At 33.2% G+C, this 13,070-nt stretch carries 12 protein-coding genes and 1 pseudogene; all 13 read left to right on the forward strand.

Annotated features, from left to right (window positions below):
* Positions 1-182 precede the first annotated feature (182 nt).
* Positions 183-1,256 (forward strand): nicotinate-nucleotide--dimethylbenzimidazole phosphoribosyltransferase, encoded by a 1,074-nt coding sequence (gene cobT, locus AAC155_RS15445; RefSeq protein WP_113043200.1) that lies wholly within the window; start codon positions 183-185, stop codon positions 1,254-1,256.
* A 362-nt stretch (positions 1,257-1,618) separates the two neighbouring features.
* Positions 1,619-2,284, forward strand: coding sequence for an HAD family hydrolase (locus AAC155_RS15450; RefSeq protein WP_113043201.1), 666 nt, complete (start codon positions 1,619-1,621; stop codon positions 2,282-2,284).
* A complete protein-coding gene (locus AAC155_RS15455) occupies positions 2,277-3,722 on the forward strand; it encodes a class I adenylate-forming enzyme family protein (RefSeq protein WP_158536581.1) in 1,446 nt (481 codons plus the stop codon). The genes AAC155_RS15450 and AAC155_RS15455 overlap by 8 nt, the downstream gene beginning before the upstream one ends.
* A 15-nt stretch (positions 3,723-3,737) precedes the next feature.
* Complete coding sequence (locus AAC155_RS15460) at positions 3,738-3,995, forward strand: acyl carrier protein (protein ID WP_113043203.1); 258 nt, start codon at positions 3,738-3,740, stop codon at positions 3,993-3,995.
* Positions 3,970-4,728, forward strand: coding sequence for a WbqC family protein (locus AAC155_RS15465; RefSeq protein ID WP_146748109.1), 759 nt, complete (start codon positions 3,970-3,972; stop codon positions 4,726-4,728). Before AAC155_RS15460 ends, AAC155_RS15465 begins: the two co-directional genes overlap by 26 nt.
* A gap of 889 nt (positions 4,729-5,617) precedes the next feature.
* A complete protein-coding gene (locus AAC155_RS15470; RefSeq protein WP_113043205.1) occupies positions 5,618-6,592 on the forward strand; it encodes an ABC transporter ATP-binding protein in 975 nt (324 codons plus the stop codon).
* Positions 6,593-6,632: 40 nt separating this feature from the next.
* Positions 6,633-7,445, forward strand: coding sequence for an ABC transporter permease (locus tag AAC155_RS15475; protein ID WP_229015774.1), 813 nt, complete (start codon positions 6,633-6,635; stop codon positions 7,443-7,445).
* A gap of 1 nt (position 7,446) precedes the next feature.
* Entirely contained in the window at positions 7,447-8,235 is a 789-nt protein-coding gene (locus tag AAC155_RS15480; protein WP_113043207.1) for an ABC transporter permease, read from the forward strand.
* Positions 8,236-8,263: 28 nt separating this feature from the next.
* Positions 8,264-9,175, forward strand: a complete 912-nt coding sequence (locus AAC155_RS15485) for a glycosyltransferase (protein WP_113043208.1) — start codon at positions 8,264-8,266, stop codon at positions 9,173-9,175.
* Between the two features lie 14 nt (positions 9,176-9,189).
* On the forward strand, positions 9,190-10,224 hold the full coding sequence (locus tag AAC155_RS15490) for a glycosyltransferase family 4 protein (protein ID WP_113043209.1): 1,035 nt from the start codon (positions 9,190-9,192) through the stop codon (positions 10,222-10,224).
* A gap of 4 nt (positions 10,225-10,228) precedes the next feature.
* Complete coding sequence (locus tag AAC155_RS15495) at positions 10,229-11,095, forward strand: hypothetical protein (protein WP_113043210.1); 867 nt, start codon at positions 10,229-10,231, stop codon at positions 11,093-11,095.
* Positions 11,096-11,412: 317 nt separating this feature from the next.
* Positions 11,413-12,102, forward strand: coding sequence for a PIG-L deacetylase family protein (locus AAC155_RS15500; RefSeq protein WP_113043211.1), 690 nt, complete (start codon positions 11,413-11,415; stop codon positions 12,100-12,102).
* 106 nt (positions 12,103-12,208) lie between these two features.
* Positions 12,209-13,018 (forward strand): annotated as a pseudogene (locus tag AAC155_RS15505) (helix-turn-helix domain-containing protein).
* Positions 13,019-13,070: the final 52 nt, after the last annotated feature.

Raw genomic sequence — 13,070 nt, forward strand, 5'->3', positions numbered from 1 at the left:
TCTGAGAAATGTTCAGTAAAAATATCAAAGCACATGGTTTTTGCTCTCAAAAAGAGAGTATGAGATCATAACTATTACCGTCGGTCAAATCTGATTTTTTTAACAAAATATTCACGATCTTGCCCTGATGTAACAAGTTATTGTCTAAACGAAATATACAAAAAATTGCTAGGTATGATTGAATGATAAAAGAAAAGATAGTTAAAGATTATCTGAAACAGATAAAACCTGTTGATCATATGGCTAAAAGAAGAATTATGTTAAAAGAAGCAAAGTCTTTAAAGATATCTGGCAGTCTGGGGATTCTCGACACAATTGCTAAACAGGTTTTATCAATTAAGGAAGAAATAAATCCATATAACTTTAGAAAATCTATTGTTGTTATGGCTGGTGATCATGGGGTTGCTAAAGAGTCCATCTCCGTTTTTAAATCAAGTGTCACAGGAAAGTTATTGCAGAAAATCGGTGAGGGAAAGGCTCCTATTAATGCGATTGCTAATACTGTAGGCGCATTCTTAGTACCTGTAGACATGGGTGTTACTGAGATTGTTAAATCATGTCCGACTGTTCTTAATATGAAGTTGGGATATGTCACGAATAACATATCTAAAGGACCTGCTATGTATAGGGAACAAGTAGTTGAGGGGATTTTGAGGGGAATCCAGCTTGTTTCCTCAGAGTTGCTTATTCACAGTGACATTATTGCAGTAGGGGAGATTGGTATAGGGAATACGACATCAGCCAGTGCAATTACAAGTTTGTTGTGTAGGGTGTCTCCTGAGGAAACTGTAGGACAGGGAACAGGAATCGCCTTGGATGTTCAAGATCGCAAAATAAATATTGTAAAAAAGAGTCTGCTCATTAATATGGCAAATCCTGACGATCCAATTGATATCCTTACTAAATTGGGAGGATTTGAAATAGTTGGTGTAGTTGGTGTGATATTGGGTGCTGCGATTAATAAGATACCTGTTGTTGTTGATGGATTTATTAGCAGTGTAGCTGGGCTCCTTGCCTACAGAATGTCACAAATTGTATCAGAATATATGATTATATCGCATTTATCTGCAGAACCAGGCCATAAATATGTAGTACAAGAGTTAAATAAATCACCTTTGTTAAGTTTAGGAATGAGGTTAGGACAAGCATCAGGGGCTGGACTTACCTTACCGCTGATTGAATCTGCTTGTGCTGTGTATCTGAAATCAGCGACTATTCGTGAGTCTGAAATTACGGCTGAAGATAAAAATATATGATTTTACCCAACAACTGAAGATATAGTTCTATAGGAAACGCTGAAAGTTTACGGTACGGTTTACTGAATGAGTGCTAGGGGTTGTTTGTTATAATAATGCAGTAATGGAAATTTTATCATACGTTAAAAGCGAAGCTGATGCAGGGAAAAATGTTTGTCAGTTGGGAATAGACGATAAATACAATATTTGATTTATATCGAGTGTCATATAATTGCAGTTGTAAATATTCTATTTTTGGTTATCTGTTATCAATAGCTTGTGAAAGACCAATGTAATTAGGTGGGGATGATATCAGGCATAGATCACTTAACAGTGTATCTATTAATGGTCGGTAAGATTATACAAGTTATAAGGTGTATTTAATGGATAATAGGAATGACAAGCCGTGTATTGTATTTGATTTGGACGGAACGTTAGTGAATACGTGGAATATTCATTTGAAGACGTGTTATGAGACTGCACTAGAAGTAACAGGAATACAATATAGGAAATTGGATATCATTCGTGCAAATAAAGTGACCGAAAGGGAGACATTAACTGCTTTATTGGGGAAGATGGACAATGATAAGGGGTTAAAATTCTATACTGCAAAGTTTATCGCTAATCTTGACTTATATAGAGTAGAACGATTTGAGGGAATAGACAGAATATTAGAATTTTTAAACTATAGCGGCAGTCCGGTTGGGTTATTTACAGGCAGGAAGAGAGAAACCGCTATGGCCTTGTTGGAAAAGACAAATCTTACTCGTTATTTTCGAAGTGTTATAACTACTGACGATGTGGTTCGCCCTAAACCATTTGAAGAAGGCCTGATAAAAACCATTGAAGAGTTGAAAGGGAGTAATGAAAGAAGTTTGTATATAGGTGACACATCAACTGACATAGAGATTTCTAATAAGCTAAATGTTTCATCTGTTTTAGTTAGTTGGAATCGAGGGCTGTTACCATCACGGGAAAAAATAAAAACGATCATTATTAATGATCCTGATGATCTTTTTGAACATATCAAGAGGTTTATTGATGAGTGAAAAAAGTAAGATGTATGAATATTTTTTGAAAGTTGCTAATGTTAGATCTAATAGAACTGCTATTAATAGCAAAAAAGAGTCTATGACATATGGTCAATTAAACGAATACGTAAATAAATTGGCGAGATACTTAAATCATCATGGAATTGTTCGTGATACATCTGTGGGCATTGTTCTAGTAAATAGCATATTGAACGTAATTAGTGTGCTTGCATTATCAAAGATAAAGGCAAAAATGATGTTTTTTCATCCAAAAATGACTGCTCAAGAATGTCAGAAGATAGGTTTATTTTCACCAGAATATATTATTTTTGATGAAAATGAGTTTTTTAAAACGGATGATATTTTTTCTTTAGCTGATTATGAGGGTCGTTTTGGCATGTATTTAACTGACTTTCGTGAATCTACGATATTTCAAATGGGTTATAAACACGATATAAAAGGAAGTATGATATTTTTTTCTTCGGGTTCAGCTGGTAGCCCAAAGGGAATTGTGAGAACTGAAGAGCAGATATTGGTGGAAGCAGAACAAATAGTTTCTACATTAGAAATCAAAGAATGTGACCGTATTGTTTGTTCTGCCCAATTATGTCATTCGTATGGTTTCATGTTTGGAATGATGATACCGTTGCTGAATGGTTGTGAAATAACTTATACAGATCCAATTATATTAGTCTCAAAGTTAGAGAGTTTGTTGAAAAGCAATACGATTTTTATTGGGTTGCCTATCCACTATCGATTGCTATGTGAGTATAGTAATCAAAAATTTGGCAATATTAGAATTGCGTTGTCAGGTGGTTCAGTCATGTCATTAGAGGAGAAAAGTAAAATTGAATTGCTTGATATTCAAATAAGCAATGTCTATGGTATGTCTGAAACAGGTGCTCTCATGATTGAGAATAATAAATACAATGATAGGAATTTATTTACGTATCCCTATCGTCTTATTACAGGAGTAGAAATGAAACTAGACTATAGTGAATCATATGATTTTCGAGGACAATTTGCTTATGAGCTCCTAGTTAAAACAAGTGCTCTATGTGTTTGTATAATAGATGATGGGAAAGTTAAAGAAAACCATTTTGATCAATGGTTTCCGACTGGAGATTTGGCAGTTACAAATGAAGAAGGGTTCCATATTGTAGGAAGAAAGGATTTAACAATCAATGTTGGAGGAAAAAAAGTCAATCCATTTGAAATTGAGTTTGTACTGAAAGAACATCCTAGTGTGAATGAAGTGATCGTATATGGTATATCGGATGTAAAGAGAGGTCAGGCCCCTATTGCACTTGTAACGGTTAAGCAAGAGGTTGATAAAAAAGAATTATTTGCTTTATGTCGTGAAAAATTATCAGTACATAAGATACCCCAAAATATAGAAGTAAGAAGTTCATTACCAACTTCTTCAATGGGAAAAATTTTAAGAAAAATTAAATGAATATAGGTGATTATTATGATAACAAAAGATTATATTAAATTGAAACTTGCTCAAATGCTTAAAGAAATTCTTGAACTAGAAAGTGTTCCTGAGATAAAAATAGATAATGTAATGGAGCAATTTAATATTGATTCTATTGCAGCATTGGAATTATTGGTTAGAATAGAGCAAGAATTTCATATCCAGATTCCAGATGAGGAGTTAAGTGTTAATTTGATTAACTCTTTTCATGGTCTAGTTGTTTATATTGAAAGAAAATATAATAAAAATTAGAAAAATGCGTATATCAATACATCAGCCACATTATCTCCCTTGGTTGCCATTGATTTATAAGATTATAACTAGTGAGGTATTTGTTTTTTTAGACCATATCAATTACTCCAAGAATGATTGGGTAAATAGAAATAAATTAAAGAATGCTAATGGATCTTTTATTCTGACGATTCCTATAAAGAAAAAAAGTAGTAAGGTAATTAAAGAAATATCTATTTATGGAGATGGGTGGAGAGACAAACATCTAAAGGGGTTTTATTATAACTATAATTCAGCAATGTATTTTGATGATATATTCCCATTTTTAGAGGAAGTATACCGAAGAGAGTGGATACACGTATCTGAAATAAATTATTTTATGCTAAAATGGGTTATTAATTTTTTGAAGTCAGATGTAATGGTCATAAAGTCTTCAGAGCTGGGATTATGTAGCATGAAAAACGATTTGTTAATTGATATTTGTAAGATCATAGGAGCAACAGAGTATATTGCTGGTAAATATGGATATGAAAATTATTTAGATCGTCAACTTTTTAAAAAGAACGATATAAGTATAAGGCCAATAGAATGGAATTGTCCTATTTATACACAATGTTATGAAAATAAAGGTTTTATTCCTAATCTATCGATATTCGATTTACTTATGAATTATGGCTCGGATTCAAAAAGCATCTTGCTCCAAGGTGGTACATTGGAATATGCTACACGGTGCGACACCGATGATTCAGGGTAATTGTCTTACGTAGTATCTGTTACAGTCGCCCAGCGCGGTTACCTCACAGGCGAATATACTGGCTGATAAATCAATTCTAAATCTGCTTAGGGTGATGTATTTCTGTTGTCCATTCAACTGTTAGTTAGCACCGATTTGGGGGAAGAGCAATGTCTACTTCATCTTTATAAAAAACCAGATATTCTGTACTGCGTTGGTACAGGACATCATCATGATGTTTATCCCATGTTTTGTGAGTCGTTTTCTGCATCATTTCCGGTTAGAGATTTGTTTTGATTTGGTAATTAATCAGATCGCTCAATTCAGACTGAGTTCCTTTCATGTGATTTATTATTTTGAATAGCTATTTAGCCCGTTTTGCTAACAGAGGACTCTTGTTTTATCGATATAATCTGCGATAGCTTACAATATTGGGGCTTGTTGGGGTATTATATTCAATAATTAATTGGAGAGGAGTAAAGCTATTGTGTGTTAGCGAATGAATGACGGAATTTAGAGAATGTGAATCAATCAGTGTTACTATTAGTGTAGTGAGGATGGTTAATAAGTTGGGGTGGATAATATGGAGGATCCTGCCCATAACTCTAGATGTACCAGAAAGATTACGCCAGTGTCAGACTCTTTTAATCTGATATCAGGTAAACATTAACGCTTAATAAAGGGTGAATGTAGAAAAGTTTCATGAGCAGCAGTAAATGATGTTAAACATAGGTAAGAACGGGGTTTGCTTCTGATCGGCTTAAAATTCGTCAGACAAATAAAGGTGTGAGTCAGCGGATTTCATCAAGGTTCGTGAAAGGTCGTACCATAGATGATAAAGTTGTAATCTACCCGTCAATGTCAACATTAACTGAAGCTTTGTAAACGGAAGGCATTCATTATAAAAGTCATGCAAATAATAGATGTAAAAAATTTAACTAAAATGTATCAGTATCATAAAAAAGAACCCGGTTTTATGGGTTCAATTAAATCATTAATTAATAGGAAATATGAATATAATAATGCTGTTAATAATATTTCTTTAAAAATTAATAATGGCGAATTCGTAGGGTTAATTGGTCTCAATGGTGCTGGAAAAACAACAACACTTAAAATGTTGAGTGGATTACTTACACCAACGAGTGGAACGGCTACAGTTTGGGGAGAAATACCTTGGGAGCGTTCTTTGAAATACCGGAATAGAATCTCTATGGTGATGGGGAATAAAATTCAATTGATATGGGATTTGCCACCTATGGACTATTTTGGCCTGCTTAAAGATATCTATAATATTTCCACAAATGATTTTAATAACAGAGTAAATAAACTTTCAGAATTGTTGGATGTTACAGATTTGTTGAAAGTGCAAACGAGAAAACTATCATTAGGAGAAAGAATGAAAATGGAATTAATTGGTGCAACATTGCATAATCCGGAAATCTTGTTTATGGACGAGCCAACGATTGGTTTGGATATTTTTGCGCAAAAAAATATTAGATCTTTTTTGCGGGAGTATAATAAGTCCTATCAAGCAACGATCTTGTTAACGAGTCACTATCTTGAAGATATAAAAGAATTGTGTGATCGATTGATCATTCTTCATCAGGGAGTTATTATCTATGATGGGAAAACTATTGATATCATTAATGTATTTAGTCGCTATAAATATATAAAGATGAAGTTAAAGAGTGCGGTTACTAATGGAGAGCTTGAACTATTTGGTGAAATTACGCATCAGGAGGATTTGGACGTTACATTGAGAATTGACCGTGAAAGAATACCGCAAACAGTAGCAAATATTCTAGAAAAGTTCTTAGTCGAAGATCTAAATGTGGAAGAGTTATCAATGGAGGATATCATTTCTAAGGTGTATTCGAAAGAATAATAAAAATAAAAAAACCTCAAGAACTGAGATGGAGGTCTATATGGATAATAAGTTGTCAATAAAAAAATATTTACATGTTTTTTATATCACTTGGCAAAAGGGTATTGAATATCGTTTTAGTGTATTTTATATGATTATTGAAGCATTAATTCCAGCGATCGCAATGATTTTTTTGTGGAAAGCCATTTATGCAAATGGTGATACGTTGGAAGGATATACATTTTCTGAGTTGGTTATGTATTTTATCGGTGCCAGGCTTATTAACTATTTTGTATGGTATGCAATTGATTGGAAGCTGCATGAGCAAGTTCACGAAGGAAACCTTAGTACGCTATTACTAAAGCCTATAGATGTGCAAATCTACTATTTTTGGGAAATGATTGGAGATCGATTGGTCAACATTATTTTAGGTGTTATTCCGCTCGTATTATTGATGGTTATATTTGGAAGTTATTTTGATTTCAAAGTATCTATTTATAATCTATTTTCGGGTTTCTTATCTATTATCTTGTCTTGTATCTTGTGGTTCTTAGTATCTTGGACGATAGGTTGCTATGTCTTTTGGACCCAAAAAGCGGATATGATTTTATTTGTGAAGGAAGTAGTTATTATGAGTCTGGCTGGAATATTTTTTCCAATAGATATTCTTCCCTCACACTTTGTTGAAATCATTGATAAAACTCCTTTCCCATATCTTGCATACTTCCCATTAAGAGTATTACTTACTGATATAGATGAAATCAATGTGATATCTGGATTAATTACACAGGCTATTTGGTGTCTTATATTTCTCTTTTTGGGGAGGATAGTTTGGAGACAAGGATTGAAAAAGTATGTAGAGGTAGGAGGGTAACATGTTTCGATATCTAAAGCTTATGAAAAAGATTCTTATGTTAAGTCTGCAACAAGATATGGAATTTCGTCCTAATTTTATCGCGGCAGTTTTTTCGTCATTATTATGGATTTCGGTTCCTATTATTCTTTTTAAAGCCATTTATGGACATGTTGATAGTATTGCAGGCTGGGCATGGGAAGATATAATTATATTACTGGGTACTTACGTCATTATTGATTCTGTGATGATGGGATTATTGATAAACAATATGGGGGAGCTTCAAGATGATATTATGGAAGGAAGGCTTGATACTTATTTGACCAAACCAATCGATTCCCAATTTTATGCATCTTTTAAGAGAATTGACTTCCCACAATTAACAAATACAATCAGCGGTGTATTTATTGTTATGTATGGATATTATTCTGCTTCATTGAGCTTTCATTTTATCAATTTACTTCTGTATATTTTTCTGTTGTTGACTGGAATGATAACGTACTACAGTATTTGGTTTATTTGGACTGTTACTTCGTTTTGGTGGCCTAGCAATGAACACAGAGATTCTTTGTTTTTAAATAATATTATTATTGCGCGTTTTCCTATTGATATCTTTAATGGAGGATTCGGTTTTATTTTTAAGATGATGGTTCCTCTGGCATTAATTGCTAATCCTGCTGCTATGGCGTTAATTGGAAATATTGGATGGGAATTAGGGATAATGTCGGTTTTCATTTCGATTTTTTTCTTAACTCTATCAAGAATAATTTGGCAATTGGGATTAAAATCATATTCCAGCACTGGTAGTTGAGAGAAGGTTGAAAAAGGAGGGATGTATAATGTATCAGGTATATGCAAGTGTTCTTATCATTACGAGGAATAAGCCAGAACGTCTCGATATTACGTTACAATCCCTTGTAAATCAAGAGGCAACGGAAGCTCCATTTGAGGTAGTTATTATTGATGATGGTTCTGATATTGACTTATGCGTAATAACAGATAAATTTGCAAATCATCTGGCAATTCAATATATAAAAACGGTACATCAAGGAATTGCTGTTGCGAGAAATATTGGTATCCATGCTGCAAAAGGTGAAGTTATTATTCTTACAGATGATGATGTAATAGTAAATTCTACATTTGTTAGAGCTCATATTTCTGAACATCGTAAAGAAGAGAGTTTAGTTGTTGTAGGCGACCGTTATAACGTGTATTGCTCTAATCTTATGAGAGATTCTGTAAAGAGTTCGCTTGTTAGGGCATTACATGGAGATATGGAAGGATTATTGAAACAAATTCGCAGAGATTTCTATGGAAAACAAACGTTACGATTATTTGATAGCGAATATCAAAAGAATGATCAGGCTAGATGGATTTGCTTTGTAGCACGTAATGTTTCAGCACGGAAAAATGATCTGATAGAAGTAGGTGGATTTGATGAAGGCTTCATAGGATGGGGGATAGAAGATATTGAGTTAGGATATCGTTTAGCTTTACATGGTAATCGTTACAAATACAGATCTGACGCAATAGTTTATCACCTAGAGCATACAGTTGGAAATGACAGGGTAAGAGATATTAATAAAAATTTTGAATATTTTATACAAAAGCATCCAACAATCGCTCCTGTCATCTATAAGGAATTTACGTTTGGAGAAATTAGTTTGGAAGGATTTTGTTTATCTTTAGAAAATGGTTTTCGGACAGAAGTGGAAGAGTCTAAGAGAACTTATTATAAGATGATTAGATAAAAAGGTGAATTATAATGGAAGAAGGAAAAAATTTCTTATCTAAGAAACTAAAAGTACTACATTTAATACAACATATGAAGGTTGGAGGGGCTCAACGGGCTCTAATTAATATCATGATCTCCACATCGTTATGTTTTGAACATATAGTGGTGAGTACTTTAAATCAATATGAATCTGAGCTTAAGGAGTTACAGATTATATTCATAGATTATGCACAAAAAAATATTATAAAAATAATCATGGAGGAGGTACCTGATATTATTCACTATCATTGGTGGCCTGGATTTAAAATGATACCTAAGAGCCGAATGCCTCATAATTGTAGTGTCATAGTAACAATGCAAGATCCTGCTCCAGTTGAAGATATTCAAGCAGATGTTTATGTTTCAGGAAGCGATTTTATTGATAGCTTTCAAGAGCATATTGGAATTAATAAAAGAATTGTGATTAAAAGTTATATTGATATACAACAATTTATTTTAAATAGAGAAAAAATGGAGAGAGTTATTATTGGGAGACATAGTACTATTTATGAAAATAAGATACCAAAAAACTATATAGCTAATTTGGTCGATTTCAAACTAGACGCAAAATTTATTATAGTTGGTGATGGAGATCCTATTCTTATCGATAAATTAAATGAAGAAATAACTATATATCAAGCGCAAAATATGATTGAAATTTGGCCTGGAAGTAAAATAAGAGAAATGCTTTCTATATGTGATATATTCCTTTATCTTACACCTGATGATAGCTTGGAAGGATTTGCTAATGTAATTTCTGAAGCGATGGTTGCGGGTATTCCAGTTATTGCAGAAAAAAAAGGGGGGAATCCAGAACAGATTATTCATGGAAAAACCGGTTTTTTGTGTACTGGATATCAACAAGCAAGAGATTTTTGTCAGCTTCTTATTCAAGATGAGATTCTGCGTATGAAAATGGGAGAGAATGCCAAAAAGCGCGGAGTAACGTTTGATCGCCATATAATGGGGAGATTATATGATCAAGTGTATGTTAATTTAGCAGAATTAAATGAATATTCAAGGTGAATAGATGAGTAAACATATTGATTTTATAGGTAATTATTTTGAACATTTAGGCCCATACGATTGTTTCTTTAATGCACTTGTTTATTGGATGGAATATCATAATATATGTACTAATGAGCTTCATACGTTTAACTTGGATATTTCTTATCATTCGCCAACAGGAATTTTTTCTGGAAGTGCTGAACCACATATATTTTTCATGTTTTTACGAGAATTTTTTCATATAGAAACAAATGTATATTATCTACAAGAGTTAAATGAAATTCCATTAAATGAACTTTTCATTTTAGAATCTAATTCATATTTTTTTCCAAATGAATTGGACTATCATCAGAAAGCAGATCATACAAAATATGTTGTTTCTAAACGAGTTGAGCCAAATAAATTGTTAATGTGGGATCCTTATGATAATGAAACTATTTTCTCATTTATTTCGGACTTGCGTAACAGAGATAATTTCAAAATCAACGGTTTTTATTTATCTAGAACGAGATACAAACCAAATACTGCAATGATAATTCCTTATCTGTTGAGTAAGGATTATATGAAAGAATATATTATTGTTTTTAATCATGCGAGGAAGCAGATTTTATATATGAAGGAAAATAACTTTGATAAATTTCTTTTGAAGAATCATTACGTATTTAGAAAATTCTATGGTTGCTTTCGGGGTATTTTTATGGCAAGAGAACGTCATTTCAGGAGCAAAACAACGTCGGAGAATGGAGTCGAAATTTTAACTGGATGGAATCGAGTACAGAAAAATATGACTAAATTTGGGTTGCAGTTTGAAGATAGTGTTAGTGAACTCATGATTTCTTTGGAACATGTTTTTGATAAAGAAATAAAATATTTGGATTCCTATAAATAACTTGTTAATGTGATATAGTTTTATCTAGTAAAATCTTGCTATTTCCTACATCTGTGATCCGAAAAATATACTATTGAGATATTCTTATCTGTATAAGTTGGAATTTAAATCTTGCTTTTATGCAGTTTTTTAATGCTGTTTTTATCATATAGGATCTATTTGAATATAAATATATATACTGTATAGGTCATGATATAAATTGGATTAATACAATATTAATTTCTTCTCAAGACGAGTTAGAACTGATTAATCGGTAATAAAAGAAAACTTATTAATTCTTAAATATTACCATCCAAACTACCCAAGGAATTGTTTCTGTGAAATTAGTAAATAAAAACGCTAGAGTACTTGTTATTGCAGCACACCCTGATGATGAGATTCTAGGATGCGGAGGAACAGTTGCTCTATATCGTAAAATGGGTATTTCAGTAACAAGTGTGATCTTTTGTGAAGGAGTATCTTTGCGTTACACTAATCAGAATATTGATATGTATTCTTTTGCACAAAGCGCAGCTAATAAATTGGGAGTAACAGATATTCGTTATTTGAATTTTCCTGATCAACGGTTAGATCAATTTAATCTTGTTGAAATTATCCGACCATTGGAGGAAATAATCAGAGAAATACGCCCGACAATCATTTATTGTCAATATGGTGGTGATATAAATTATGATCATGAGCTTCTATTTAAAGCCACTTTGGTTGCTGTAAGGCCTATTGAGAAGTATATAAAAGCGGTTTTTGCCTTTGATACTGCAAGTAGTACGGAATGGGCTTATCCCCGAACGTTTATTCCCGATACATGGGTGGATATCACATCCACTTTAGAAATAAAACTTCAAGCAATAGCTTGCTATATTACGGAGATTCGTGACTACCCACATCCGAGATCATTAGAAGCATTACGAAATAGAGCTTATTCCTGGGGAAATCAAGTATGTTCACCTGCCTCAGAGGTTTTTATGACGGTCAGAAGTATTTGCCGTGATGGTATAGTTCCTCTATAGAGTATCAAGGTTTATTGTTTTAATGTTTTTTCCACCTTAAAGTGTGACTTTTTAGGCTTCGATTGACAGCTTTATGCATGTTTAACAGGTGTTAGTTGAGGTTAATATGAACAAGAAAGAAGAACAGGAAGTTAGAAAAAAGTTCAAAATATTGGTTCATGCTCAAGAAGGCAATAGTGTCAGCAAAACTTGTCGTTATTGGGGAATATCTCAGGATATTTTTTCCGCTGGAAAAAAGACTATGCCGTCAAAGGAAAAAAGGGTTAATTAATAGCAAACCGTGCTCGAAAAATCCTACTATTCGTGTTGCTCCTATCATTGAAGAGAAAATTTTATATCTGCGCAAAAATTACCATTTTTGGTGGCGCTAAAATAGGTCTGGTGTTTGGTTCGATATCATGACTTGAAAATCTCCCTGCTAGGAGTCTTAGTGCTTTATGTCGTCATGGCCTTAACTGGCTCTCTCAAAACCTCAGAAAACGCCAAGTCAAATCGATTAAACGTGATCGAGTAGAAAATACTAGGGTATCACGTTCAAGTGGATGCTAAATTCCTAAACTTCAAAGATGAGAATAGAAATAAGGTACGCAGACTCCAATACACAGCCATTGATGATGTAACGTGTATTTAGGGCACTGAAAGTCTATGAAAAACATAACCAAGCATGTGCCATTGATTTTATTAATTATGTCGTTGAAGAATTCCCTTTCAGGATCAAAATGATCCGCACAGATAACGGTCATAAATTTCAATCCAAATTCCATTGGCATTGTGAAGACTTGGGATTTGAATATGTGTATATCAGACCTGCCAGTCCTAATCTGAATGGGAGGAGTTTTACAACTATTACAGACCACGCGGTGGCTTGAAAGGTAAAACTCTTTATGAGATTTTTTTTGGAAAAATGAGAACGTAAAAATGTTCTATCCTCCGTCAGTGAGTATGTACACTATCCTATGCTACTCCCT

Source organism: Photorhabdus sp. HUG-39 (genome assembly GCF_963878365.1).
In the GTDB taxonomy this organism is placed as follows: domain Bacteria; phylum Pseudomonadota; class Gammaproteobacteria; order Enterobacterales; family Enterobacteriaceae; genus Photorhabdus; species Photorhabdus kayaii.